This is a genomic window from Cupriavidus sp. Agwp_2, from assembly GCF_040784895.1.
Lineage (GTDB): Bacteria > Pseudomonadota > Gammaproteobacteria > Burkholderiales > Burkholderiaceae > Cupriavidus.
This window is the reverse complement of the sequence record NZ_CP088083.1, coordinates 3,395,330-3,420,480: the sequence shown is the minus strand read 5'-3', so window position 1 is coordinate 3,420,480 and position 25,151 is coordinate 3,395,330. Positions and strand designations below refer to the sequence as shown.

18 protein-coding genes and 2 pseudogenes are annotated in these 25,151 nt (G+C 66.7%); 5 read left to right on the top strand and 15 right to left on the bottom strand.

The genetic code is table 11. From position 1 onward, the window contains the following. The first annotated feature begins 27 nt into the window (after positions 1-27). Positions 28-1,903: pseudogene (locus LPA45_RS15945) on the top strand (TRAP transporter large permease subunit). A gap of 57 nt (positions 1,904-1,960) precedes the next feature. Here LPA45_RS15945 and LPA45_RS15940 read toward each other — a convergent pair. The 3 genes from LPA45_RS15940 to LPA45_RS15930 form a co-directional block, all read right to left on the bottom strand. After that, positions 1,961-2,149 (bottom strand): hypothetical protein, encoded by a 189-nt coding sequence (locus tag LPA45_RS15940; protein ID WP_317922228.1) that lies wholly within the window; start codon positions 2,147-2,149, stop codon positions 1,961-1,963. Between the two features lie 333 nt (positions 2,150-2,482). Then, entirely contained in the window at positions 2,483-3,883 is a 1,401-nt protein-coding gene (locus LPA45_RS15935; protein ID WP_317922229.1) for an amidohydrolase family protein, read from the bottom strand. A 4-nt stretch (positions 3,884-3,887) separates the two neighbouring features. Then, on the bottom strand, positions 3,888-5,237 hold the full coding sequence (locus LPA45_RS15930) for a nucleobase:cation symporter-2 family protein (protein ID WP_367394639.1): 1,350 nt from the start codon (positions 5,235-5,237) through the stop codon (positions 3,888-3,890). Positions 5,238-5,565: 328 nt separating this feature from the next. On the opposite strand from LPA45_RS15930, the gene LPA45_RS15925 reads away from it, so the two are divergent. Next, a complete protein-coding gene (locus tag LPA45_RS15925; RefSeq protein WP_116320271.1) occupies positions 5,566-6,534 on the top strand; it encodes an AraC family transcriptional regulator in 969 nt (322 codons plus the stop codon). Between the two features lie 18 nt (positions 6,535-6,552). Here the strand turns inward: LPA45_RS15925 and LPA45_RS15920 are convergent, their stop codons facing one another. The 5 genes from LPA45_RS15920 to LPA45_RS15900 form a co-directional block, all read right to left on the bottom strand. Then, positions 6,553-7,626 (bottom strand): GTP-binding protein, encoded by a 1,074-nt coding sequence (locus tag LPA45_RS15920; protein ID WP_317922232.1) that lies wholly within the window; start codon positions 7,624-7,626, stop codon positions 6,553-6,555. Between the two features lie 66 nt (positions 7,627-7,692). Further along, positions 7,693-8,289, bottom strand: a complete 597-nt coding sequence (locus LPA45_RS15915; RefSeq protein ID WP_317922234.1) for a UbiX family flavin prenyltransferase — start codon at positions 8,287-8,289, stop codon at positions 7,693-7,695. Next, positions 8,286-10,574 carry a xanthine dehydrogenase family protein molybdopterin-binding subunit gene (locus LPA45_RS15910; RefSeq protein ID WP_367395026.1) on the bottom strand — a complete coding sequence of 763 codons (2,289 nt, stop codon included), beginning with the start codon at positions 10,572-10,574 and terminating at the stop codon, positions 8,286-8,288. The genes LPA45_RS15915 and LPA45_RS15910 overlap by 4 nt, the downstream gene beginning before the upstream one ends. Further along, entirely contained in the window at positions 10,574-11,089 is a 516-nt protein-coding gene (locus LPA45_RS15905; protein ID WP_116320267.1) for a (2Fe-2S)-binding protein, read from the bottom strand. The genes LPA45_RS15910 and LPA45_RS15905 overlap by 1 nt, the downstream gene beginning before the upstream one ends. Beyond that, positions 11,077-11,961, bottom strand: a complete 885-nt coding sequence (locus tag LPA45_RS15900; RefSeq protein ID WP_116320266.1) for a xanthine dehydrogenase family protein subunit M — start codon at positions 11,959-11,961, stop codon at positions 11,077-11,079. The genes LPA45_RS15905 and LPA45_RS15900 overlap by 13 nt, the downstream gene beginning before the upstream one ends. A gap of 137 nt (positions 11,962-12,098) precedes the next feature. On the opposite strand from LPA45_RS15900, the pseudogene LPA45_RS15895 reads away from it, so the two are divergent. Next, positions 12,099-12,989 (top strand): annotated as a pseudogene (locus tag LPA45_RS15895) (LysR family transcriptional regulator); the annotation flags it as partial. On the opposite strand, the gene LPA45_RS15890 reads toward LPA45_RS15895, so the two are convergent. The 6 genes from LPA45_RS15890 to LPA45_RS15865 form a co-directional block, all read right to left on the bottom strand. Then, positions 12,910-14,475: a nucleobase:cation symporter-2 family protein gene (locus tag LPA45_RS15890; RefSeq protein ID WP_376790613.1), complete on the bottom strand. Its 1,566-nt coding sequence runs from the start codon at positions 14,473-14,475 to the stop codon at positions 12,910-12,912. The pseudogene LPA45_RS15895 and the gene LPA45_RS15890 sit on opposite strands and share 80 nt — an antisense overlap. Positions 14,476-14,729: 254 nt before the next feature. Next, the gene (locus tag LPA45_RS15885; RefSeq protein WP_367394638.1) at positions 14,730-16,154 is read right to left on the bottom strand and encodes a UbiD family decarboxylase; all 1,425 of its coding nucleotides are present in this window, start codon (positions 16,152-16,154) and stop codon (positions 14,730-14,732) included. A gap of 108 nt (positions 16,155-16,262) precedes the next feature. Continuing rightward, positions 16,263-17,177 (bottom strand): amidohydrolase family protein, encoded by a 915-nt coding sequence (locus LPA45_RS15880; protein WP_367394637.1) that lies wholly within the window; start codon positions 17,175-17,177, stop codon positions 16,263-16,265. A 40-nt stretch (positions 17,178-17,217) separates the two neighbouring features. After that, positions 17,218-18,120, bottom strand: coding sequence for an amidohydrolase family protein (locus LPA45_RS15875; RefSeq protein WP_116320262.1), 903 nt, complete (start codon positions 18,118-18,120; stop codon positions 17,218-17,220). Between the two features lie 308 nt (positions 18,121-18,428). Further along, positions 18,429-18,926, bottom strand: a complete 498-nt coding sequence (locus LPA45_RS15870) for a M48 family metallopeptidase (protein WP_116320365.1) — start codon at positions 18,924-18,926, stop codon at positions 18,429-18,431. 48 nt (positions 18,927-18,974) lie between these two features. After that, entirely contained in the window at positions 18,975-19,199 is a 225-nt protein-coding gene (locus LPA45_RS15865) for a hypothetical protein (RefSeq protein WP_010812270.1), read from the bottom strand. Between the two features lie 137 nt (positions 19,200-19,336). On the opposite strand from LPA45_RS15865, the gene ettA reads away from it, so the two are divergent. Then, on the top strand, positions 19,337-21,004 hold the full coding sequence (gene ettA / locus LPA45_RS15860; protein WP_116320261.1) for an energy-dependent translational throttle protein EttA: 1,668 nt from the start codon (positions 19,337-19,339) through the stop codon (positions 21,002-21,004). Positions 21,005-21,152: 148 nt separating this feature from the next. On the opposite strand, the gene LPA45_RS15855 is transcribed toward ettA, so the two are convergent. Then, on the bottom strand, positions 21,153-22,304 hold the full coding sequence (locus LPA45_RS15855; RefSeq protein WP_116320260.1) for a metallophosphoesterase: 1,152 nt from the start codon (positions 22,302-22,304) through the stop codon (positions 21,153-21,155). Between the two features lie 367 nt (positions 22,305-22,671). Here LPA45_RS15855 and LPA45_RS15850 point away from each other — a divergent pair, with 367 nt between their 5' ends. Continuing rightward, a complete protein-coding gene (locus LPA45_RS15850; RefSeq protein ID WP_116320259.1) occupies positions 22,672-25,065 on the top strand; it encodes a carbohydrate-binding family V/XII in 2,394 nt (797 codons plus the stop codon). The last annotated feature ends 86 nt before the right edge of the window (positions 25,066-25,151 follow it).

Sequence of the window (25,151 nt, the reverse complement as noted above, 5' to 3'; positions counted from 1 at the left end):
GACATGAAAGAGAAAGAGGAGCTCATGATGGAGCACGCTACCGAGACCCTGGCACCGCCTGCCCACGCCGCCCATGCACCACCGCCCGCCGGCGCGCGCTGGGGCCGCATCCTGGCCTGCCTGGTTGAACTGCCGGCCGCGCTGATCGTCGTGGCCGAGACCCTGATCCTCGGGGGCGGCGCCTTTGCACGCTACGCCCTGCATGCGCCGCTGCCGTGGACGGAGGAACTGGCCGGCATCCTGTTCCTGTGGCTGGCGATGCTCGGCGCCATCATTGCCTTGCAGCGCAGCGCGCATATGCAGCTCACCACCTTCATCAGCAAGCTGCCGCCGCACCGGCGCCTGGGTGGATGCCTGTGGCATGTGGATGGTGGTGGCGTTCCTGTTGCTGCTGGTGCAGCCCGCGTGGGAACACCTCATCGAACACGTGGACGTGCTGACGCCGACCCTGGAGGTCAGCGAAGCCTGGCGCGCGGGGGCGGTGCTTGCCGGCACCGTGCTGATGCTCGTGACCGCCGTGATCCGCCTGCTGGAGCGCGCCAGCCGCAGGCAGGCAGCCGTCAGCGGCTTGCTGGTCGGGCTCGGTGCCGGCGTGTTGTGGTTGCTCTCGCCGGTGCTGATGGGGCTGGGCAATGCCAACCTGGTGATCTTCTTCCTGCTGATGCTGGTTGGCTGCGTCGCCCTGGGCGTGCCCATCGCCTTTGCCTTCGGGCTCTCCACGCTCTGCTATCTGGCGTTGTCCACGGCCACCCCGCTGTCTATCATCCCGAACCGCATGCAGGAGGGCATGTCGCACCTGATCCTGCTGGCGGTGCCGCTGTTCATCTTCCTGGGCGGGCTGATCGAAATGACGGGCCTGGCGCGCGCGATGATCCAGTTCCTGGCGGGGCTGCTCGGCCATCTGCGCGGTGGCCTGCAGTACGTGCTGCTTGGCGCGATGTATATCGTCTCGGGGATTTCCGGTTCGAAGACTGCCGATATGGCGGCGGTCGCGCCGGCGCTGTTCCCTGAGATGAAGCAGCGTGGCGCAAAGGATGGCGACCTGATCGGCCTGTTGTCGGCCTCCGGCGCGATGTCGGAGACGATCCCGCCCAGCATCGTGCTGATCACGGTCGGGTCGGTCACGGGCGTGTCGATCACCTCGCTGTTCATCGGCGGGCTGATGCCGGCACTGGTCGGCCTGGCGATGATGGCGCTGGTGGTCTGGTGGCAGACGCGCAAGGAGGACATGCGTGGCATGGTGCGGCCATCGGGCCGCGCGTTGCTGAGGCTGCTGGTGGTGGCACTGCCGGCGCTGGCGCTGCCGGTCATCATCCGCACCGCCGTGGTGGAGGGCGTGGCCACCGCCACCGAGGTGTCGACCATCGGCATCTTCTATGCGGTGCTGGCCGGCGTGCTGATGTACCGGCAGTTCGACTTCCGGCGCATCTATCCGATCCTGATCGATACGGCGGCATTGTCCGGCGCGATCCTGCTGATCGTGGGTTGCGCCACCACCATGGCGTGGGCGCTGACACAGTCGGGCTTTGCGCAGGACCTGGTCCGCGTCATGTCCGGTGTGCCGGGCGGAAAGACCGGCTTCCTGCTGGTGTCGGCGCTGGCTTTTGTGATCCTGGGAAGCTTGCTGGAAGGCATCCCGGCCATCGTGCTGTTCGGGCCGTTGCTGTTCCCGATTGCCAGGCTGGTCGGCGTGCATGAGGTGCACTACGCCATGGTGGTGATCTTCGCCATGGGGCTGGGCCTGTTCGCGCCGCCGTTCGGCGTGGGCTTCTATGCCGCCTGCGCCATCGGCCGCGTGTCGCCGGACGTTGCCATGCCGCGCGTGTGGCCGCATATGGCGGCGTTGTGCATTGCGCTGTTGCTGCTGACGCTGGTGCCGTGGTTCTCGATCGGATTCCTGTAAGTTTGCGGGGGCAGGGGCTTGCCAGTGGGGCTGGCAAACCTTCGGCAGCCGCTGGCGTCAGGCGGCAAGCACTTCCGCCAATATGTCTTCCAGTTGCGCCCTCAGAAGACGAAGCAGGCAAAGCGCACTGAAGCAGCCTTCCGATGTGTCGCATAGCTGGTCGAGCATGCCAAGCACGCCTTCAATGCCCGCCGCCAATGATTCAAGATTCAGCCGTGCCGCTGTGGATAACGTGTTTCCCGACATATGACCTCCGATCGTTGGATGAAGGCCTGCCGCACGATGCGAGGGGAGGGCGGCGGGCCTGACGACGAGGGTGGAAGAACCGGTGCATTCCCAAGCCGGCCAGCCTTGCGGCTGCCTCGTGTCGGCCCGCCATGGAGCAAGCGCGTACGCGAATCGGCGGCGCCGATGACGCCGCCGAGTAGAAATGCAATCGGGCTTCCACGCCCGGCCACCGTTGTTCGATGACCGTGTCAGTCTCGCGTGTTGCCGTTCGCATTTCGATAGGACAGTTCGCATTCCCATGTGGACGGCGCATGGTGCAGCAACGCCGCCCATCAGGAAATAGCCGGACGCCTAATCCACCAGCGTCGCCAGCGCTTCCCGCGCCTCCCGCCGCAGCTTCTCCAGGTCCAGCCCGACGACCGCACCATCGCGCACCACCTGCCGCCCCCGCACCAGCACGTCGCGCACCGGCGTCGGCTCGCCTGCCGCCACCGGCGCCGTGCCGATGTCATGGAAGCCATGGAAGCGCAGCCCGCTGACGTCATAGATCGCCAGGTCGGCCGATTGCCCTGGCGCCAGCGTGCCGATCCCGGGCAATCCCAGCACCCGCGCACCGCCGGCGGTGCCCCAGTGGATGACCTCCTCCACGCGGGTTTGCGCCGCCCCACCCAGCGCCCGGTGCACCAGCCACGCAAAGTTGGCTTCGTGCACCATGCTGCCGGATTCATTCGACGCCACCCCATCCACGCCCAGCGAGATCGGCACCCCCGCATCCGCCATCGCCCGCACCGGCGCGATGCCGCTGCCCAGCCGCGCATTGCTCACCGGGCAGTGCGCCATGCCGGTATTGGTCACCGCCAGCATGCGGATCTCTTCCGGATTCACCGTGACCAGGTGCGCGAACCACACGTCGGGCCCGAGCCAGTCATGGTCGGCGACAAACTGCACCGGCGTGCATTGATACTTCTCGCGGCAGAAACGCACATAGTTGTCCGTTTCCGACAGGTGCGAATGCAGCCGCAGGTCCAGCCCGCGTGCGAACGACGCCAGCTCGCGCAGCAATACCGGCGGCAGCGAGAAGGTCGGCGTGGTCGGTGCGACCACCACGCGGCGCAGGCCATCGGCCGAGGCATCGTGATAGCGCGCCTTCAGCCGCTCGATATCGGTGAGCATCTCGTCCAGCGTCTCCGGCACCAGCGCGGTGGCGCGCATGCCGGGATGGTCGGAGGCGGACTGGATCGCGCCGCCGCGGCACAGCACCAGGCGCATGCCGAGTTCCTCCGCGACCTCGAACAGCACCTCGCCGGTCTCCGCGCCGTGGCCGTGGTGGTACAGGTAGTGGTGGTCGGCGCAGGTGGTGGTGCCGGACAGCAGCAGCTCGGCCATGCCGAGGCGCACCGCGGTGCGGAAGATCTCGGGCGTGAACCGCGCCAGCCGCGGATAGGCGACCGATGCCAGCCATTGCTCCAGTCCCGCGTTCATCCCGCTCGGCACGGCCTTCAGCAGGTTCTGGAACAGGTGGTGGTGCGTGTTGACCCAGCCCGGATAGACCACGCAGCCGGTCGCGTCGATCACATCCTCGCAGTCGTGGCGCGGCAGCGCGGCGCCGATTTCGGCGATGCGTCCGTCGCGGATGCGGATGTCGGCGGCGCCGGCGCGGGCGGCGTCGCCCGCGCGGCCGGTCATCACGGCGGCGGCATTGCGGATCAGCAGCGCGCCGGCTGGCGAGACGGAAGTGGTGTTCTGCACCATGTTTTCAGACCCCCTGGGCGTTGTCGGCATTGGCGGGCAGCTCGTCGGCTTCACGGGCGGGCACGCCGTTGAGAATCAGGTTGAGCAGCACGGACACCACGCAGGCGATGATCACACTGCTGTGGACGAACGGCTGCAGGAAGCCTGGCAGCTTCTCCAGCATATTAGGCAGCATTACCGGCATCATCGCGCAGCCGAGCGTGATGGCGACGATGGAAAGGTTGTTGGGCTTGCGCTCGTACTCCACCTCGCCCAGCGTCTTGATGCCGGCCGCGACCACCACCCCGAACATCACCATGGTCGCACCGCCCAGCGCCGCCGACGGGATCGACGCGAACAGCGCGCCGATCTTGGGCACCAGCGCGACCGCGCACAGCATCACGCCGCAGGTGGCCACCACCCAGCGGCTGCGCACGCCGGTGACGATGACCAGGCCCACGTTCTCCATGAAGGCGATGTACGGGAACGCCGCGAACATGCCGCCGATGGCACTGGCCAGGCCGTTGGCGCGCAGGCCCTTGGTCGCATCGCGCTCGGTCAGCGGGCGCTTGACGATATCGCCCACGGCGACGAACAGGCCCATCGACTCCACCATCTGCACCACCATCACGATCACCATGGTGACGATGGCGCCAATGTCGAAGACCGGCATGCCGAAGGCAAACGGCGTCACCATGGTGAACCATGGCGCGCGCGCGACTTCGTCAAAGTTGCCCATGCCCAGCATCCAGGCCACCGCGCCGCCGACCAGCAGGCCGATCACCACGGACAGGTTGCGCACCAGCTCGCCGCCATGGCGATTGATGAACAGGATCAGTGCCACCACGCCGAAGGCGACCAGGAAAAAGACGGGAGCACCGAATTCCGGCGCTCCCCTTCCGCCTCCAAACCAGTGAAACGAAACCGGGAACAAGGACAGTCCCACCGCGGTGATGGTGCAGCCGCTGACCACGGGCGGGAAAAAGCGCTTGAGCTTGCCGATGATCGGTGCGAGGAACATCGCGATCACGCCCGCGGCGATGATCGCGCCGCACACGCCGTTGAAGCCCAGCGACGGATCGGTGCCGATGGCGATCACGGGCCCGACCGAACTGAACGCCACGCCCTGCATCAGCGGCAGCCGCACGCCGAACTTCCAGAAGCCGACGGTCTGCAGCAGCGTGGCGATGCCTGACGTGAACAGCGCGGTGCTGATCAGCATGGTGGTTTGCGCCGGCGTCATCTTGAGCGCGCCAGCCACAATCATCGGCACGGCGATGGCGCCGAGATAACTGACCAGCATGTGCTGGAAGCCGAGCGAGGCCATGGCGCGCGCGGGCAGGACCTGGTCGACTGGGTGAACCGCAGGTTGCATGATGGGTGTCTCCTGCCGCGTGTGGGAGTTGCGCCATGCCGGCGGCGGCTGGCCCGGTCTCTTGTCGCCGGGCTCGATCCGTCACGGTGCCATGCGCGACGCATTGGCCAGCGCATGGTTGCACAGTAGCGGGGCGCGGCATGCGGTTATAGCGTTATTGCGAAGACGGTGGCATCCGGCCGCAATGGGGTGCGCAAAAGGCGCGGGTAAGGCATCAGGGGTTTCCCGGTTGCTTGTTGCGAGTGCGGGAAATAGGATTGGCATGTCTTGTGGCGTGAGCCCGCCGCGGCCGCAGGCAAGAACCCCTAATGTCCCGGTCTTCCATCACATGTCACCTAGCGGCGATCTCGATCGCATCCAGTCGCTCTCCGGCCGCGTGTTCGGCCCCACGCGCCTGCGTGCCGCAGAGAACGATGCCGCACTCGATGCCCGCATCGACACCTGCACCATTGGCCGCCTGACGCTGGTCACGATCGCCTACAACCAGGCCGTCCAGATCGAGCCCCAGCCCAACAAGGACGAATTCGTGATCCAGACCGTGCTGGCCGGCACGTGCCGCGTGGAAACGCCGCGCGGTGCGACCGAGATGCCGCCTGGCGCGACCTTCGTGTTCTCGCCCACCGTGCCGACCACGCTGTCGCTCGACCCCGGCTGCGAGCGCTTCAGTGTGGTGATGCGCCGCCAGCTGATCGAAGAGGCGTTCCGCCAGCAGTTCAGCTTCGATCCGCCCGCGCCGATCGAATTCGACATGCAGCCGGTAGCCAACGATGGCCGTGCCGAACGCTGGCAGGCGCTGGTCAGCTACCTGCGTGCGGAAACGCGGGTGCGGCGCGAGGGCGGGGCGGTGCCGGCGGTGGACGGCAGCATCGAGCGCATCGTGCTGTCGACGCTGCTGCTCGACCGCTTTGCCGCGGACGGCAACATGCTGCCGCGCCGCTTCGAGGCGGTGCTGCCGGACTATGTGCGCTGCGCGATCGCGTACCTGCGCTCGCACCTCGACCAGCCGCTGACGCTGGAGCAGATCGCGGCGCATTGCGGGGTGTCGGCGCGCACGTTGCAGCTGGGTTTCCGCAAGAGCAAGAACACCACGCCAATGGAATACCTGCGGCTATTGCGCCTGCACGGCGCGCGCGCGGACCTGCAGCAGGCAAGGCAAGGGAAGGGGACGGTCAGCGCGATCGCGCTACGGCACGGCTTCACGCACCTGAGCCTGTTCTCGCGCGAGTACCGGCGCCAGTTCGGCGAGTTGCCGTCGCAGACGCTGCGGGCTGCATCGCAGGACCCGCAGCGCGCCTGAGGTGCGTCCGGAGGTGCGTCAGGCCGCCTGCGCGACGGGCAGGCAGACCTCGAGCAGGGTTTGCAGCCGCAGCTTGTCGAGGTGGCGGCCGATGAAGACGAACTTGCTCTGCGGCGCTTCGTTGTCCCACGGCTCCGACGGATGGAAATCCATCAGCCGGTGCACGGCCTGCAGTACATAGCGGCGCTCGTCGCCATCGACCGCGACGATCCCCTTCATCCGGAACACATCGTCGCCCTGCGCGGCCAGCAGTGCCTTTAACCCGTGTTCCAGCCGCTGGCGATCGAAGGGCTGGTCGAACACCAGCGACACGGAAGTCACCGACGGGTCATGGCGGTGGCCATGCGGTGCGCCGTCATCGTGCGCATGGTCGCAATGCGCGTCGCAAACATGGTCATGATGATCGTGATGGTCATCGTGCGTCTCCATTTGCGCCGTGCCCGGCGTGAAGCCACCGATGCCGAGGATCCTGGTCAGATCCACCTGCGCAAAGTTGGAGCGCAGGATCTGCGCGCCTTCGTTCAGCTTGTGGATGCGTGATTCCAGTGCATCGAGCCGCGCCGCGTTGACGAGATCGGTCTTGTTGAGGATCACGCGGTCCGCCGCCACGATCTGGTCGACGGCCTGGTTGTCGAAGCCGGTCAGTTGCGGGTCGTCGAGATGGTCTTCGATATGCACGGCATCGACCAGCGTCAGGATGCCGTCCAGCGTGACTTGCTTCGCAACTTCGTTGTCCATGAAAAACGTCGCGGCGACCGGCGTCGGGTCCGCCAGCCCGCTGGTCTCCACCAGGATGTGATCAAAGCGCTCGGGCCGTTCCAGCAGCTTCTGCAGGATGCGCACGAGGTCCGTGCGCACATCGACCACGCAGCAGATGCAGCCATTGGTCATCTGGTAGATCTCCTCGTCCGACGTCATCACCAGGTCCGAATCGACGTCGACCTCGCCGAACTCGTTCTCGATCACGGCGATGCGGTGGCCGTGCTTCTGCGTCAGGATGTGGTTGAGCAGCGTCGTCTTGCCCGAGCCGAGGAAGCCGGTCAGGATCGTCACCGGGACGGGGGGCTGTGGTGCGACGGCAGGTGCGTTCATGTTGTCTCCTGGTTGAATCCGGGTCGGGTACTGCGTTCCCCGCGAGCGGCGGGGCGAATCTTGTGCTCAGCCGGTGGCGACGTTGGGGCGCATGCCCTCCCACCGTTCCACCAGTCCGTCATGCGGCACATCGAACAGATCCAGCACGCGCCCCACGGTGTGGTTGACGATGTCGTCGACCGACTGCGGATGCGCATAGAACGCCGGCACCGGCGGCAGCACGATGGCGCCCATCTCGGTCACCGTGGTCATGTTGCGCAGGTGCACGAGGTGGAAGGGCGTCTCGCGCGCCAGCAGCACCAGCCGGCGGCGCTCCTTGAGCATCACGTCGGCGGCGCGGGTGACGAGGTTGTCGGCAAGGCCGGTGGCGATCGCGGCGAGCGTGCGCATCGAGCACGGCGCAACCACCATGCCATCGCAGCGGAACGAGCCGCTGGCGATGGTGGCGCCGATATCGCGCACGTTGTGCGCGACGTCGGCCATGGCTTCGATCTGCGGGCGCTGCAGGCCCAGTTCATGGTGCGCGGTGAGCAGGCCGGACGGCGAGCAGACCAGGTGGGTCTCCCAGGCGTCCAGCGCCTTCAAAGCCTGGAGCAGGCGCACGCCATAGACCGCGCCGCTGGCGCCGGTGATCGCGACCACCAGCCGTTGCGTGCGGGTCATGGCGTGACGCCTTCCTTCGCGGCTTTCTCCGCCAGTGCCTGCAAGACTTGCTCGGGCTTGATCGGATAGTGGCGGAAGCGCACGCCGATGGCATCGAACACCGCATTGGCGATGGCGGGCCCGATCGCGACGATCGGGTCTTCGCCGACGCCCTTGGCGCCGAACGGGCCGCCGGGGTCGGGCGCGGCTTCCAGGATCACCGTGCGGATCTCCGGCATGTCCATCGCCAGCGGCATCTTGTAGTCGACGAAGTTGGCGTTGAGCGAGCGGCCCGTGCGCATGTCGATCTGGTAGTCCTCGTACAGCGTATGGCCGATGCCCTGCTGGATACCGCCTTCGATCTGTCCAGCTGCCGCCACCGGATGGATCACCTTGCCGACGTCATGCACCGGCACCACCTGCTGCACGGTGATGAAGCCGGTCTCGGTGTCGACCGCGACTTCAACAAAGTGCGCGGCGAACGAGTACGACTTGGTCGGGTGGTAGGTCGCGGTGCCGACCAGCTGCGCGGCGGGGATGCCCTTGCGCGGCATCACGGCCTCTCGCACCGTCAGCGTGGGGCCGTCGCGGTCGCGCACGGCGATCACGCCGGCGGTCAGCGTCAGCGCGTCGGGCTCGCATTCGAGCAGCCTTGCCGCGCGCTCGAACAACTGTCGCTTGATCTCGCCCGCCGCCATCTGTGCCGCCTTGCCGACCATGTAGGTGGTGTGGCTGGCAAACGCGCCGATGTCCCACGGCACCACGTCGGTATCGCCGTGCACGACTGCTACCGCTTCGAACGGCACCGTCAGTTCCTCCGCAACGATCTGCGCGAGCGCCGTGTGCGCGCCGGTGCCCAGGCCAGCGGCGCCGGTCAGCAGTACCACCGTGCCGTCCTCGTTCATCTTGATGATGGCGTTGCCCTGTTCCTTGATGCCGGGATAAGCGCTGCTGCCGTGCATTTCGCAACCCACGCCCCAGCCGGTGCAGATCGGCCCGCTGGTATCGCGTGCGCGGTTCCGCAGTGCCGGCCAGTCGACGATCTCCATTCCTTTCTCGATGCAGGCTTCCAGCCCGTGCCCGATCAGCGGATGGTTCGACGGCGCGATATCGCCTTCGCGCACGGCATTCTTCAGCTTCAGCTCGGCGGGGTCGAGGCCGAGGTGCTCGGCCGCTTCGTCCATCTGCACGTCGAGCGCGTAGTAGGTCTGCACCACGCCATAGCCGCGGAAGGCGCCGGCGATCGGGCTGTTGGTGTAGACGCAGCGGCCTTCGAGCAGCACGTTGTCGCAGCGGTACAGGGACACCATTGCCGCGGTGCCGACATTGGTCACGCCCGGGCCATGCGAGCCATACGCACCGGAGTTGAACACCACCTTTGCCTGGCGCGCGGTGATCGAGCCATCGTTGCGGAAACCCTGCTTCAGCCAGATCTTCGCGGGATGCCGCGTGCGGCCACCAAGGAAGGTTTCCTCGCGCGTGTATTCCATCCGCACCGGCCGACGCGTCTCGCGTGCCAGCAGTGCGCACAGGAACTCATGCTGGAACAGGTCCTGCTTGGCGCCGAAGCCGCCGCCCATATGGTCGACCAGCACGCGTACCTTGTGCAGCGGCAGGCCCAGCACCTCGGCCATGATGCCGCGCACCATGAAGGCGGTCTGCGTCGAGATCCACACCGTCAGGTTGCCGTTGCCGTCCCAACTGCAGGTGCAGACGTTCGGCTCCATGTAGGCGGGGGTGGGGCGGCCGCCTTCGTAGATGCCTTCGATGATGAAGTCGGCGTCGGCAAAGCCCGCTTCCACATCACCGCGCTTGATGATCACCGGTGGCAGCACCAGGTTGCCGCCGGGCTCACGGTCGTGAATACGCGGCGCGTCGGAGCGTTGCGCATCCTCGGTGGTGAAGACTGCTGGCAGCGTCTCGTACTCCACCTCGATCAATTCCACCGCGCGCGCGGCGATCTCTTCGCTGGTCGCGGCCACCGCGGCGACGCCTTCGCCCCAGTAGCGCACTTTATCGTCGAGGATGTACTGGTCGCACGTCACCGACGCGGAGCGCGGGTGGGGCGAGCCGGCATGCAGCACGCGCGGCACGTTCTCGTGCGTCAGCACCGCCTTCACGCCCGGCAGCGCCAGCGCGCGCGTGGTGTCGATGCGGCGGATCCTGGCGTGGGCGACATCGCAACGCTTTAGCTTTCCGAACAGCAACCCGGCGAACGGCATGTCGGCAACGTACTTCGCATTGCCGGTCACCTTGTCGAGCAGGTCGGTGCGCTTGACGCTGTGTCCGATCACGGCGTGGGTCATCATGCCTCCTCGCTGGCGCGTGCCTTGCAGCAGGCGTTGTGGTCCGGGTCCATGGCCTCGGCAGTCTTTTCGATGGCCTCGATGATCTTGGTGTAGCCGGTGCAGCGGCAGATATTGCCGGCGATGGCAAAGCGGATCTCGTCGCGCGTGGGGTGCGGGTTCGCGTCGAGCAGCGCCTTGGCCATCACCACGAAGCCCGGCGTGCAGAAGCCGCACTGCGCGGCGCCGCACTGCATGAACTGCTCCTGGATCGGATGCACGACGTCAGGGGAAGGCTGGACGCCTTCGATGGTGGTGATGCTGCAGCCGTGCGCTTCGGGCGCCAGCAGCAGGCACGCGTTCATCGGCTGCCCATCGATGATGACGGTGCAGGAGCCGCATTCGCCGACGTCGCAGCCCTTCTTGGTGCCGGTCAGGCCGGCGTCGTTGCGCAGCGCGTCGAGCAGCGTGCCGTGCGGTTCCACCGCCAGTTCGCGCGGCTCGCCGTTGATGACGAGTTCGATTATTTTTCGCATGTTGCGGCCTCCAGGGCTTGCTGCAGGGCTTGTTCCAGGGCGCGGCGCGTGAGCACGCAGACCATCTGGCGGCGGTAGGCTTCGCTGGCGCGCACGTCGCTGATCGGGCGCGCGTCGCGCATGGCGGCATGGGCGGCCTGCAGGATCAGCGCGTCGGTGATGCGGTGCTCGCGCAGCAGGTTCTCGGCGTGTACCGCGCGTACCGGCGTCGGTCCCACGGCGGCGAGCACGATGCCGACGTCGGTGCAGCGGCCGCCTTCGACCGTCAGCGACACCGCCACACCCACCGTGGCCAGTTCCATTTGCACGCGGCGACCATGCTTAAGGTAGACCTTGGCAGTGTTGCTACGCGGCGCCGGCACGGTGATGCGCGTGACGATCTCGTCGGGTGCGATCGCGGTCTTGCCGACGCCGGTGATGAAGTCTTCCACGCGCACTTCGCGCGAACCGGACATGCCGTACAGGTGCACTGAAGCGCGATCCGCCACCAGCGGCGCGATCGAATCCGCCGACGGCGACGCGCGGCACACATTGCCGACCACGGTAGCGCGATGCCGCACCTGGATCGAGGCGAAGTCCGTCACCGCCTTGGCCAGGCTGGCGTAGTGGCGCTGCACGAAGCTGGAAGTTTCCACCGCGCGCGTCGTCACCAGCGCGCCGATGCGCAGGCCGTTGACCGGGTCGAACGTCAGCACGTCCATGCCCGGGATCTTCTTGATGTTGATGACCTGCTCGGGCTTGCGCACCGACTCCTTGATCTGCACGAGCAGGTCCGTGCCGCCGGCCAGCACGCTGGCCTTGCCCCCGCAGCGGTGCAGCAGGGCCGAGGCTTCCGCCAGCGTGGCCGGTTCGAAGTATTCAAACGCTCTCATCGCTCCTCCTGGTCTTTGCCACCGGTGGCGTCCGCATGCAGCACGCGGCGCGAACCGTTGCGGTCATGATGGGCGGACGGGCTCCATCGGTAAAGGTAGCGAAATGGATTAATTGATCGTGTTACCCTCTGAATTCGATGCGCCGCCGTTTCAACGACAAGAGCGCGCACGCCAGGAACCCGGAGGTAGACAACGTGCCCAACATCAGCAACATGAACGTGTCGCTGCGCCAGCTGCGCGCGTTCATTGCCGTGGCGCAGGAGCGCCATTTCACGCGCGCCGCGGAGAAGCTGGACCTGTCGCAGTCGTCGGTCAGCGCGCTGATCCATGAACTGGAAGGCAATCTCGGCCTGAAACTGTTTGACCGCCATACACGCCAGCTCCACATCACGCAGGCCGGCGCCGAGCTGCTGCCGCTGGTCAAGAAGGCGGTGGCGGATATCGACAGCGTGATCGAGAACTCCAGCGAGCTGCGCACGCTCGGACGCGGGCGCGTGTCGATCGCGGCGTCGTCGATCCAGGCGGCGCTGATGCTGCCGCGCTTTATCCGCGAGTTCTGCGTCGGACATCCGGGCGTGAAGGTGGAACTGCACGATGTGTCGGAGCATGAGGTGCCCAAGATGGTCAGCTCGGGCGAGGTCGATTTCGGCATCGGCACCATTCCCGAGGGCCAGCCAGACCTGAGTGCGCACCGGCTGATGGAAGACCCGTTCGTGATCGTGATGCAGGCCGACCATCCGCTGCGGCGGCGCAAGACGCTGCGCTGGGAAGACGTGGCCAGCATCCCGGTGATCGGGCCGCACAAGGGCAACCCGATCCGCGATTGCCTGGACACCGCGCTGGCTGCGCGCGGCATCGCGCTGCAACGGCTGCACGAAGTCCTGCTGCCGCTGACGATGGTGGGAATGGTCGATGCCGGATTGGGGATCGCGGTAATGAGTGCGGCAGTCACGCGCCTGACTTCGGCGCTTGGCCTTGCCACCGTAATGCCGACCGATCCGGTGATCCACCGCGAGATATCGCTGCTGGTGCACGCGGACCGGTCGTTGTCGCCGCCGGCGCAGGCCTTCCGCGACCTGCTGATGCGGCAGCGCGGCAAGCTGGGCTAGGCCGGCCTACATGTTCACGCCGGTTCCTTCGCCAGCCCGTGGGCCTGGGGGCCGGCGAGCGCGCGTTGAACAGCAGGTTCAGCAGCACCGCCGTCAGCGTGCCGAGCAGGATGCCGTTCTGGCAGAACTTGGCCAGCAACTCCGGCATCTGCGAGAAGAACTTGTCCGACACCAGCGGGATCATCCCCAGCGCCACGCTGACCGCGACGATATAGGCGTTCTTCTTGTTCTCGACAAAATCCACATGGCCGAGGATGCGCACGCCGGTCGCGGCGACCATGCCGAACATCACCAGCGCCGCACCGCCCAGCACGTACTGCGGGATCGACGCGGCAAAGAACGACAGCTTGGGCAGGCAGCCCAGCACGATCAGGATGCCGCCCGCGGTGGCGCAGACCCAGCGGCTGCGCACGCCCGTCACCTGCACCAGCCCCACGTTCTGCGCGTAGGAGGTGTAGGTGAAGGTGTTGAACACCGCGCCCACCAGCGCGCCGACGCCATCGGCACGCAGGCCGCGCGCGATGTCCTCTGACCCGACCGGCCGGCCGACGATCTCGCCCAGCGCCAGGAACTGGCCCACGCCCTCGATCATGATCACCATCATCACCACGCACAGCGTGATCGCGGTCATCGCGTCGAAGGTTGGCCAGCCGAAGTGGAAGGGCGTGATGAACTCGACCCAATGCGCGTTGTGCAGGCCGTCGAAGCTGACCTTGCCCATCGCCAGCGCGATCAGGAAGCCGACCGCGATGCCGATCAGCACCGCCACATTGCACAGGAAGCCGCGCGCAAAGGCGACCAGCGCCAGCACCGTGCACAACACCGCGGTGGCGATAGCGATGTTGACCGGCACGCCGAAGTTGGGATTGGGCACCGGACCGGCTGCCGTGTTGATGGTCGGATTGCCACCCGCCGCCCAGTTGATGCCCACGCGCATCAGCGAGATGCCGATCACCAGCACCACGGTACCGGTCACCACCGGCGGAAACCAGCGCACCATCTTGCCGACATAGGGCGCGGCAAAGCAGGTGAAGACGCCCGCCACCATCACCGCGCCGAACACGGCGGGCAGGCCCAGCGACGGGTTGGAGCCGGTGGCGATGATCGGTGCGATCGCGGTGAAGGTCACGCCCATCATCACCGGCAGGCGGATGCCGACCTTCCAGATGCCGATGCTCTGGATCATCGTCACCAGGCCGCAGCAGAACAGGTCAGCGGCGATCAGGAAGGCGACCTGGTCCTTGGGCAGCTTGAGCGCGCCGCCGATGATCATCGGCACGGCGATGGCGCCGGCATACATCACCAGCACGTGTTGCAGGCCCAGGGCTAGCAAGCGGGGCGCGGGCAGGACTTCGTCGACGGGATGCACGGGGGCAGCCCCATGCGCAGGCAGGGTGGGGGTCATGCTGTCTCCTTTGGTCGGTAGCACGCCGGTCGCGCCCGAGACACTTACGTGTTGCCAAGGTCGCCGGCAGTTTCCTGTGCGGGATGGTCAGTTGCCATCCTTCTCGTGCGATGCCCGCGCCTGTCCTGGATATGTGTCCAGCATGGCAGCCGCGGCGCGAGGGTACAACTGATGAGGCGGATTTATCGATCGGGTTTAACGATGAATCCGCCTTTTCAATGGGGTTATCCCGGGGTTATCCCCTCGGTTATCTCCTACGGCACGCCGAGGCGGGCCAGCAGCGCGTCGGCACGTTCCATCGCGGCGGCGTCGATGCGCGCGCGCACGCCGTCGAAGTTGGGGCCGCGGGTCGCATCCAGCCCCATGCGCGATGTGGTGCCCGCGCCGGAAGCGGAAGGATCGAGCGCGCTGCCCGGCAGCCCGTCGACCACCACCACATCGAGATGCGGCTGCAAGTGCGTCGCCATCGCCCACAACACTTCCTCGTCACGGGTGATATCGACGTCCTCGTCCACCGCGACCACCGTCTTCAGGTACGGGTCCCAGCCGAGCAGCCCGAGCATGACCTGCCGCGCTTCGCCGGGCCGGCTCTGGCGTAGCGCGACGTAGGCGTGGAAGTGCGTGCCCGAACTCGGGTAATGCACGGCGGTGACGCTGGGAAAGCGCTCCTTCAGCTTCTCCACCATCTCTGATTCGCGCGGAATGCGGCCCAGGTTCAGGTGCTCGGCCGAGTTGCCGCCGACCACGTCGACCAGCCACGCGTCGGTACGGCGCATCACGCTTTCCACGTGCAGCAGGTTGTTGGTGGATCGGTCCGACGAATAGCCGGTGAATTCGCCGAACGGGCCTTCATCGACGCGCGCCTCGGGGTCGATCACGCCTTCCAGCACGATCTCGGCATGCGCCGGCACCAGGATGCCATAGCGCGGCGTGCGCACCACCTCCAGCGGCGCACCGAACAATCCGCCGGCAACGTGGCGCTCATCCACGCCAAACGGCAGCCGTGCCGCGCCCGCCAGCATGAACAGCGGATGCGCGCCGATCACCATCGCCACCGGCAGCGGCTTGCCCAGCTGCGCCGCGCGCTGCTGCATGCGCCACAGGTGACCGCGCGAATGCAGGCTGGTGGCGATCTCGGTTGGCGAATGCAGCATCGAGCGATGGAAGCTGGCGTTGCCGATGCCGGTATCGGGATCCTCGGCGATCAGGATCGCATTGGTGATGTAGGGCCCGCGGTCGCTGGCGAAGTGCCTGATCGCGGGAATGGTGTGGAGATCGATATGGCGAGTCTCGACATGACCGGTCACCGCGCCGCTGTCCTGCACGCGCGGCGCCACCATGCGGCGGCTGCGTGCCTGGTATTCGGCATGGATGCCGGCGGGCGGCACGCCGCCGAGCATGCGGCCCACGCGCTCGCGCGAGGCGAACAGGTTGGTGACGAGCGGGACGCCGAGTCCGTCGACATGGTCGAGCACCAGCGCGGGATGGCGGCCTTGCGCGGCCAGCGCCCACACCAGCGCGGTGGCGTCCTGGTCGGAGCCCACCGGTTCGCGGATATGCAATACGTCTTCGGGAAAGGCCTCGCGGTAGGCGGCCAGGAACTGGTGGAAATCCTGAGAGGTGTCGTGGAGAGGCTTGCGCCCCGACGTGGGAACGAAGGGCGCTGAAGGCGAGTTCATGAATGGCTCCTGTGGTCAGGGTCGGCCAGGGCGAAGGCTGCCCCGGCGGCCGGGAAGTTGGGATTTCCCCGGCCGCCGTGCCATGCCTGCCTGCGGAACAGCTAGGTCTTAACGCGTGCTGGCGTAGGTATCCTTCAGCCGCGCCTGCGCCTCTGCCTGCGTCCTGGGCGGTGCGGTAGGCTCGATGCCGACCAGCCGGGCGATGTTGTTGCCCATGTAGTCTTCCAGCCCGTCTTCGTCCAGGTCCATGCCCTGCGGCGCCGGGCCGCACAGCATTTCCAGCTCGCGCAGCCACATGCCGGGCTCGTTCGGCGGCGTGTCGGTGCCGAACACGATCTTGTCGCGCGGCAGCTGGCGCGCGAACTCGACGATGCGCGACTGGAAGCACCAGCCCGATTCGCAATACACGTTGGGCGTATCCATCGCCATCCAGAACGCCTCGAACGAATAGTTGCCGCCGGTCTGGATGCCGAAGTGTCCGATGATGAAATTGACCATCGGGAATTCACGGATCACCGGGTAGAACATCGTCGGGATCGTGTACGGGCCGTCGCCGGTATGGATCAGCACCACGATGTTGTATTTGGCGCAGACCTTCATCGCCGGGCGCAGCCAGTCGAGCGCGCGGTCGGGGCGGTAGCCGTGCATGTTGGCATGCAGCTTGAGCATCTTGAAGCCGTATTCCCTGATATGGAATTCCAGCTCCTGCGCGCCTTCTTCCGGGCCCCAGCGCGGGTTGAAGGTGAAGTTGCCGATAAAGCGGTCGGGGTACTTCTGGCACAGGCTGGCCACGTAGGCCATGTAGTCGCGGATGCCTTCGCGGCCGCGCCGGTTGCCGTCGCGGTAGCCGGTGTTGCCCGGCGGCGGCTGGATAAAGCCCATGTCGATGCGGCGCGGCTTGCCGTTGATCATGTAGGGGCCGTCCATCATCTTGAGCAGGCGCTCGCCGGTGAAGGGCTCGCCGGTGTGGCGCCAGGCTTCGTCGACGAGGTTGGTGGGATGCAGGTGGGTGTCGATGATCATGTCTTGTCTCCGGAGTCCGTTGTCGTTGGCGCTGACGTGGTCAGGCGGCCAGGCGCGCTTTCGCTTCTTCCAGCGTGCGCGGGACCGGCGTCGGCTCCAGGCCGATCATCCGGGCGACGTTGTTGCCCAGGTAGTCCTCCAGCGTGTCTTCATCCAGGTTCAGGCCCTGCGGCGGCTCGAAGCACAGCACTTCCAGCAGGCGCAGCCACATGCCGGGCTCGTTGGGCGGCGTGTCGGAACCGAACAGGATCTTGTGTTTCGGCAGCACCTTGGCAAACTCGACGATGCGCGACTGCAGGCACCAGCCTGATTCGCAGTACACGTTGGGCATGTCCATCGCCATCTGGAACGGCTCGAAGCAATACACGCCGCCGGTCTGCACGCCGAAGTGGGCCATGATGAAGTTCACCGTCGGGAACTCCTTGATCATCGGCACCCATTCGGTCGGGATGCTGTAGGGGCCGTCGCCGGTATGCAGCTTGACCATCACGCCCAGCTCGGCGCATTTCTGCAGCGCCGGGCGCAGCCAGTCGAGCGCGCGGTCCGGGCGGTAGGCGTGCATGTTGGCCTGGAACTGGACCATCTTGAAGCCCAGCCTCTTCACGTAATGCTCGATCGCATTGACGCCGTGCTCCACGCCGCAGCGCGGGTTGTAGACGAAGCAGCCGATAAAGCGGTCGGGGTACTTCTGCACCATTTCGACCGTGTAGGCCATGTAGGCATCGATCGATTCGCTGCCGGACTTCACGCCGTCGGTGTAGGTGTAGATGGTGTTGCCCTGCGGGGGCTGGATAAAGGCTTTGTCGATGCGGCGCGGCTTGCCGTTGATGGTGAACGGGCCGTCCATCATCTGGATCAGGCGCTCGCCGGTGAACGGGTCGCCGTCGTGGCGCCAGGCCAGGTCGACGAGGTTCGTCGGATAACAGCTGGTGTCGATGATCATGGGAGATCCCCTAACAATGACTAGGTTGGACACGCATGCGGGGATCGGGGCGGAAAGGCGCGCGCAACACCATGCGGCTTCCGGGCCGGATCGTTATCGCATGCTGCTTTCGGGAGTCTTTGTCAGGGGAGCGTTGGACCACTGCGCCACCGACGAAAACACTCCGTCAGTGAGCAATCTCCAGTTGGACCTCACGGCATTGCACCGCTGCTGTCCAATCGACCGCTTCTACCCACGCGCTCGTTATACATAGGCGCGCGCGGGGTCGTCAAGAATCTTGTGTGCTGCGCTGCACGAAGCGCGTGCCGCTACAACTTCTGCGCGCGCTCCAGTTCGCGCCACGCCAGCCAGAGGCGCGTGTCGAACTCCAGCTGGTGGTAGCGCGGCTCCATGTGTTCGCAGAGCCGGTAGAAGGCCTTGTTGTGGTCGCTCTCTTTCAGGTGCGAGAGTTCGTGCACGACGATCATGCGCAAGAATTCCGGCGGCGCTTCCTTGAACAGCGAGGCCACGCGGATTTCCTTCTTGGCCTTCAGCTTGCCGCCCTGTACGCGCGAGATGGCAGTGTGCAGGCCCAAGGCCTTGTGGGCCGAGTCGAGCGTGGCATCGAAGCCGACCTTGTGCAGCGGCGGCGCGCTGCGCAGATATTCCTGCTTCAGTTCGGTGGCGTAGTCGTACAGCGCGCGATCGGTCTGCACGGCGTGGCGCTGCGAATAGCGACGCGACAGATGGTCGCCCAGGCGGCCAGCGGCGGCGAGCTCGCGCACCTGGTCGAGCACTTCGGGCGGATAGCCGCCCAGGAAGCGCATCGGGTCCTTGCCGGCGGGGCGCCAGGTTTCGGTCACTGCAGCCACTGCTTAGTGGTGGTGGTGATGGTGATGCATCCAGCTGTTGTCCAGCGAATTGACGAAGGACTCGACCGCGTCCTTGTCGCCGGTGGCATGGCGCATCATCTCGCCGCACTTGCAGAAGCCCTGGTACGGGGTGATGTGCGAGCACGCCGACGTCTTCTGCAGGTACAGCGTGACGGGTTTCGTGCACTTTTTGCACTTGAACTTCAGGGTCAAGGCGGGTTTGCTCATGGCGATGGCTTGGAAAGTCAGCAGGAAATCGAACCTGCCATTGTACCGGCGGGGGCCAAAGCTGGCTGGGGCCGGCTGCGTGCCCCGGCGTGCCTGATACACTCCCGCCATTCCCGCACCAACACCAACACGCACCCATGGCACAGTACGTTTTCACCATGAATCGCGTGGGCAAGATCGTTCCGCCCAAGCGTCACATCCTGAAGGACATCTCGCTGTCGTTCTTCCCCGGCGCCAAGATCGGCGTGCTGGGCCTGAACGGCTCGGGCAAGTCCACGCTGCTCAAGATCATGGCTGGCCTCGACAAGGAGATCGAGGGCGAAGCCACGCCGATGCCCAACCTGAACATCGGCTACCTGCCGCAGGAACCGCAGCTCAACCCCGAGCAGACCGTGCGCGAGTCGGTGGAAGAAGCCCTGGGCGGCGTGTTCGAGGCGCGCAAGAAGCTCGACGAGATCTATGCGGCCTATGCCGAGCCGGACGCCGACTTCGACGCGCTGGCGGCCGACCAGGCCAAGTACGAAGCTATCCTGGCCGCGAGCGACGGCAACAACGCCGAGCTGCAGCTGGAGATCGCCGCCGACGCGCTGCGCCTGCCGGCATGGGACGCGAAGATCGAACATCTCTCCGGTGGTGAAAAGCGCCGCGTGGCGCTGTGCCGCCTGCTGCTGTCGCGCCCCGACATGCTGCTGCTCGACGAACCGACCAACCACCTGGATGCCGAATCGGTGGACTGGCTGGAGCAGTTCCTGACGCGCTTCCCGGGCACCGTGGTGGCCGTGACCCACGACCGCTACTTCCTCGACAACGCCGCCGAGTGGATCCTTGAACTGGACCGCGGCCAGGGCATCCCCTGGAAGGGCAACTACAGCTCGTGGCTGGACCAGAAGGAAGCGCGCCTGAAGCAGGAAGAGGCCAGCGAATCGGCGCGCCAGAAGGCACTGCACAAGGAACTGGAGTGGGTGCGCCAGAATCCCAAGGGCCGCCAGGCCAAGTCCAAGGCGCGCCTGGCCCGCTTTGACGAGCTGAACAGCCAGGACTACCAGAAGCGCAACGAAACCCAGGAAATCTTCATCCCGGTGGGCGAGCGCCTGGGTAATGAAGTGATCGAGTTCGACAACGTCAGCAAGGGTTTCGGCGACCGCATGCTGATCGAAAACCTGAGCTTCAAGGTGCCGCCGGGCGCCATCGTCGGCATCATCGGCCCGAACGGCGCCGGCAAGTCGACGTTCTTCAAAATGCTCACGGGCAAGGAACAGCCGGACAGCGGCGAGATCAAGATCGGGCCGACCGTGAAGATGGCCTTTGTCGACCAGAGCCGCGATGCGCTGGACGGCACCAAGACCGTGTTCGAAGAGATCTCGGGCGGCGCCGACGTGCTGACGGTTGGCCGTTACGAAACCCCGTCGCGCGCCTATATCGGCCGCTTCAACTTCAAGGGCGGCGACCAGCAGAAGCAGGTCGGCACGCTGTCGGGCGGTGAACGCGGCCGCCTGCACATGGCCAAGACGCTGATCGCCGGCGGCAACGTGCTGCTGCTGGATGAGCCGTCGAACGACCTCGACGTGGAAACGCTGCGCGCGCTGGAAGACGCGCTGCTGGAGTTCGCCGGCTGCGTGATGGTGATCTCGCACGATCGCTGGTTCCTGGATCGGATCGCGACGCACATCCTGGCGTTCGAGGGCGACTCGCATGTGGAGTTCTTCCCGGGCAACTACCAGGAGTATGAAGCAGACAAGAAGAAGCGGCTGGGCGAGGAAGGAGCCAAGCCGAAGCGGATCCGGTATAAGCCGATCGCGCGGTGAGGTTCTGCTGAGTGTGAAAGGAAACCAGGTCTGCGGGCCTGGTTTTTTTATGGCCGTAACGCTCGCGAGCGCACCGGCACGCTGCCGCCACGCGTGAACTCTCCCCTCCCCAGCGCAGTGAGAGAGGGGTGCAAACCGCTCGCGCGGGTTAGTCCTGCGCCCGCACCAACCGCAACCGCGTAATCTCCGACGGCGCCCCGAACCGCTTTGGCGGCCCCCAGTACCCCGTCCCCCGGCTCACATAAATCCACATCGCCCCATGCCGCACCAGCCCCGCGGTGTACGGCTGTTGCATTGGCACGAACAGGTTCCAGGGCCAGAACTGCCCGCCGTGGGTATGCCCGGAGAGTTGCAGGTCGAACCCTGCCTCGGCCGCGGCCACTGCCGTGCGCGGCTGATGCGCTAAAAGCACGCGCACGCCAGCCTGCGCGGGAGCGCCGGCGATGGCACGGTGCGGGTCGCTGCGGTGGCTTTCATGGAAGCGGCCGGCGGAGTAATCGGTCACGCCCGCCAGCACCAGCGGGTGACCGCCGTGCTGCAGCACCACGTGCTCGTTCATCAGCACGCGCAGGCCGAGCCGGCGCAGTTCGTCGATCCACGGCTGTGCGCCGGCGTAATACTCATGGTTGCCGGTGACGAAGTAGCTGCCGTGCCGCGCCTGCAGCCGCGCCAGCGGCGCGGTGTGCGCGGACAGTTCGCGCACGGTGCCGTCGACCAGGTCGCCGGTGATGGCCACGGCGTCGGGCTGCAGGCTGTTGACGCGGTCGACGATGCGGTCGAGGTAGGGCCGCTTGATGGTGGGGCCGACGTGGATGTCGCTGATCTGGGCGATGGTGAAACCGTGCAGTGCCTCGGGCAGGCCGGCCACCGGCACGTCGACCTCGACCACGCGCGCCACGCGGCGGGCGTTGATATAGCCGGCCAGCGTGACCAGCAGCGCCAGCAGCGGCACGGCGAGCGCGCTGCCCGATACCAGTCCGGGGGCCTGCCAGCCGAGCAGCTTGCCGGCCAGCCAGGCGGCGGCCAGCGCGATGTCACGCGCCAGCGTCAGCACCAGCAGGGATGAGAAGAATCCCATTGCCAGCATGCCGATCCAGGAGATGCGGTCCCCCCACGGCTGGCTGAAGCGCCGCGCCAGCAGCCCGGCGGGCAGCAGTGCGCAAGACAGGGCGAGCCAGATGACAGCAAACGTCTTGACCAGCATCGGCACGGGCATCGCCGGCAACAGCCGCAGCCCGATGTAGGCGTGCAGCAGGGCCGTGATCAGCGCGGCGGTCAGGATCGTGGTGCGAGGGGGCATGGGGGCGCGGCGGTAGCCAGGGAGACATTGGAGATGAGGCCGTGACGCGGTCGCTTCAAGGGCGGTGGCCTGTGTAAGGCGTCCGGCAAGCCAAGCAAGATGCACACCGGGCCGCTGCCGGCGGACGCAACGACGCATTGCGTCTTGAGGCGCCGCGTCACTGCGGGCTCAGTGTCTTCTAACCAACAGGCGCCGCAGGGCGTGGTGGATCAGGCATGCAGGCGGCCCCGGTGACGGTCTGATCTGTCCTTTTTTGCAAGCGCCCTGAATGTTTTCAAATGCAATTGTTCGCCTGTCCGGCCTAATTTAGATTCGCAGCATGGGCCGATTGCTGTGCAGCATCGTGCCCTCCACGTCGGAGAGATCCATGCCTTTTCGCCTCAAGCAGACCAGCGCCCTGATCGTGGCGGCATGGCTCGCGCTTGCGCCACTCGGGCCGCAGGCCGCTACGCCGCCGCAGGCTTCGGCCGCAGCGCTGGCCTGGCCTCGCAATTTCGACGCCGCCAACGACCATGTCGAGCTGTACCAGCCGCAGGTCGAGACCTGGGATGGCAACCGCCTGTCGGGCCGTGCCGCCGTGGCCGTAGGGGAGAAGGGCGGCTCGCCCACCTATGGCGTGGTGCATTTTTCGGCCGCCGCCGATATCGACAAGCCATCCGGGCTGGTGCAGCTGAGTGCGCTGCGCATCGACAGCGTGGAAGTCCCGACCAGGCCCGACGCCGTCGACCGCGTGCGCCAGGCGCTGGTGTCCCGGCTGCCGGCCAACGGCCTGACCGTGCCGCTGGACCAGTTGCAGGCCAGCTATGCCGTGTCGCAGCAACTCGCCCGAGCCGGCCGCGTGCCGGTCCGCAACGATGGGCCGCAGATCCTGTTTGCAACCACGCCGACGCTGCTGGTGCTGGTCGACGGCGACCCGGTCTGGCGCGCCGTTCCCGGCACGCAATATGAACGCGCGCTCAACAGCCGTGCGCTGTTGCTGCGCGAGTCGGGCGGCGAGCTGTACCTGAAGGCCGCCGGCTACTGGTACCGCTCCGAATCCGCAGGCGGCACATGGGAGGCCATCACCGCCGTGCCGAAGGCGCTGGAGAATGCCGCCGCCAAGGCCGCCGCCGGCATGAAGCCGGACGCGATGCTGCCCGCCGACGGCAAGCGTCCGGCGCGGGCGCCGGCTATCGTTTTCGCCACCCGGCCCACCGAGCTGGTCATCACCAGCGGCGCGCCGCAGATGATGCCGGTCAGTGGCGTGGGCCTGCTGACGGTCTCCAATGCCGATCACGCCATCTTCGTCGACCCGGCCACCAACCAGTATTACGTGCTGCTGTCGGGCCGCTGGTTCCGCGCGCCGATGCTGACCGGGCCGTGGGAATACGTGCCCGGCCGCGAGCTGCCGGCCGACTTTGCCAGGATCCCGCCCACCGATCCCAAGGCCAACGTGCTGGTGTCGGTGCCGGGCACGCCGCAGGCGCGCGAAGCCGAGATCGCCGCCACCATCCCGCAGACCGCCACGGTCTCGCGCAGCAAGGCCAGCCTGACCGTGGCCTACGACGGCACGCCGCGTTTCACGCCGATCACCGGCACCTCGCTCAGCTATGCCGCCAACACCGGCACGCCGGTGATCGAGGTCGATGCCAGCCACTATTACGCGGTTGCCAATGGCGTCTGGTTCACGGCGCCCGCACCGTCGGGACCGTGGCGCGTCGCCACAGAGGTGCCGTCGGCGATCTACACCATCCCGCCGACCTCGCCGCTCTACTACGTGACCTATGTGCGGATCTACTCGGTCACGCCGGAAACCGTCGTGGTCGGCTACACGCCGGGCTACATGGGCGTGGTGGTCAGCCCCGACGGCACGGTGGTGTACGGCACCGGCTATGTGTATCCGCCCTATGTCGGCGCGGTCTATTACGGCTACCCGGTCACCTACGGCTACGGCGCCGGCTTCGGCGTCGGCATGGCCGAAGGGTTTGCCTTCGGCTTCGCCGCGGGCGCGTTCTGGGGCGCGGCGTCGCCGTACTGGGGGCCGTACTGGTGGGGCGCCCCGTATAACTGGAACTACGTCAACGTGAACCAGGCCAACTTCTATGGCCGCTGGGGCCAGGGCACGGTGACGCATGCGCAGGGCTGGAACGCGTGGACCGGCACCGAATGGCGCGGCAGCGCGGCCTCGGGCTTCAACCCGGCGACCGGTGCGCGCTACCAGGGCAGCCGCGGCGCGGCGTTCAACCCGTATTCCGGCAACTACGCGGCCGGCCGCCAGGGCTCGTTCGCCAATCCGTCGACCGGCAGCGAAGGGGCCGCGCGTGGCGGCGTGGCCGGCAACACCTATACCGGCAACTACGCGGCCGGACGCCAGGCGGCGGGCTACAACGCGCAGACCGGCCGCATCGGCGCGGGCGAGGCCGGCATTGCCGGCAACACCCAGACCGGCGAGCACAGCGCCGCCAGCCGAGGCTTTGTTGCCAACCCGGGCAAGGACAACGCCGTAGTGTGGAACAACGGCAACGTTTATGCCGGCCACGACGGCTCCGTGTACCAGCACACCGACGACGGCTGGCAGAAGCACACCGCCGGCGGCTGGGAACCGGTGCAGCCGAACAGCGACGCCACCAGCCGGCTGGAGTCGCAGCGCCAGGCACGCGAGGTCGGCCAGCAGCGCTGGCAGGGCATGGCGCAGCATTGGCAGGGCGCGGGGCGCTTTGGCGGTGGCGGGGGCGGTGGCTTCCGGGGCGGGGGTGGCTTCCATGGCGGATTCCGACGCTGAGGCGGGTGCTCGGACCATAGCCACCAGCCCCGTCCCGGCTGTCGAAATGAGTAAACACGGGCACAAGAAAGATTGAATTGGCGCGT

Coding starts and splice junctions, on each gene's coding strand:
- LPA45_RS15940 (WP_317922228.1), bottom strand. CDS start 2,149: ATGTCGGGAAACACGTTATCCACAGCGGCACGGCTGAATCTTGAATCA.
- LPA45_RS15935 (WP_317922229.1), bottom strand. CDS start 3,883: ATGGTGCAGAACACCACTTCCGTCTCGCCAGCCGGCGCGCTGCTGATC.
- LPA45_RS15930 (WP_367394639.1), bottom strand. CDS start 5,237: ATGCAACCTGCGGTTCACCCAGTCGACCAGGTCCTGCCCGCGCGCGCC.
- LPA45_RS15925 (WP_116320271.1), top strand. CDS start 5,566: ATGTCACCTAGCGGCGATCTCGATCGCATCCAGTCGCTCTCCGGCCGC.
- LPA45_RS15920 (WP_317922232.1), bottom strand. CDS start 7,626: ATGAACGCACCTGCCGTCGCACCACAGCCCCCCGTCCCGGTGACGATC.
- LPA45_RS15915 (WP_317922234.1), bottom strand. CDS start 8,289: ATGACCCGCACGCAACGGCTGGTGGTCGCGATCACCGGCGCCAGCGGC.
- LPA45_RS15910 (WP_367395026.1), bottom strand. CDS start 10,574: ATGACCCACGCCGTGATCGGACACAGCGTCAAGCGCACCGACCTGCTC.
- LPA45_RS15905 (WP_116320267.1), bottom strand. CDS start 11,089: ATGCGAAAAATAATCGAACTCGTCATCAACGGCGAGCCGCGCGAACTG.
- LPA45_RS15900 (WP_116320266.1), bottom strand. CDS start 11,961: ATGAGAGCGTTTGAATACTTCGAACCGGCCACGCTGGCGGAAGCCTCG.
- LPA45_RS15890 (WP_376790613.1), bottom strand. CDS start 14,475: ATGACCCCCACCCTGCCTGCGCATGGGGCTGCCCCCGTGCATCCCGTC.
- LPA45_RS15885 (WP_367394638.1), bottom strand. CDS start 16,154: ATGAACTCGCCTTCAGCGCCCTTCGTTCCCACGTCGGGGCGCAAGCCT.
- LPA45_RS15880 (WP_367394637.1), bottom strand. CDS start 17,177: ATGATCATCGACACCCACCTGCATCCCACCAACCTCGTCGACGAAGCC.
- LPA45_RS15875 (WP_116320262.1), bottom strand. CDS start 18,120: ATGATCATCGACACCAGCTGTTATCCGACGAACCTCGTCGACCTGGCC.
- LPA45_RS15870 (WP_116320365.1), bottom strand. CDS start 18,926: ATGCGCTTCCTGGGCGGCTATCCGCCCGAAGTGCTCGACCAGGTGCGC.
- LPA45_RS15865 (WP_010812270.1), bottom strand. CDS start 19,199: ATGAGCAAACCCGCCTTGACCCTGAAGTTCAAGTGCAAAAAGTGCACG.
- ettA (WP_116320261.1), top strand. CDS start 19,337: ATGGCACAGTACGTTTTCACCATGAATCGCGTGGGCAAGATCGTTCCG.
- LPA45_RS15855 (WP_116320260.1), bottom strand. CDS start 22,304: ATGCCCCCTCGCACCACGATCCTGACCGCCGCGCTGATCACGGCCCTG.
- LPA45_RS15850 (WP_116320259.1), top strand. CDS start 22,672: ATGCCTTTTCGCCTCAAGCAGACCAGCGCCCTGATCGTGGCGGCATGG.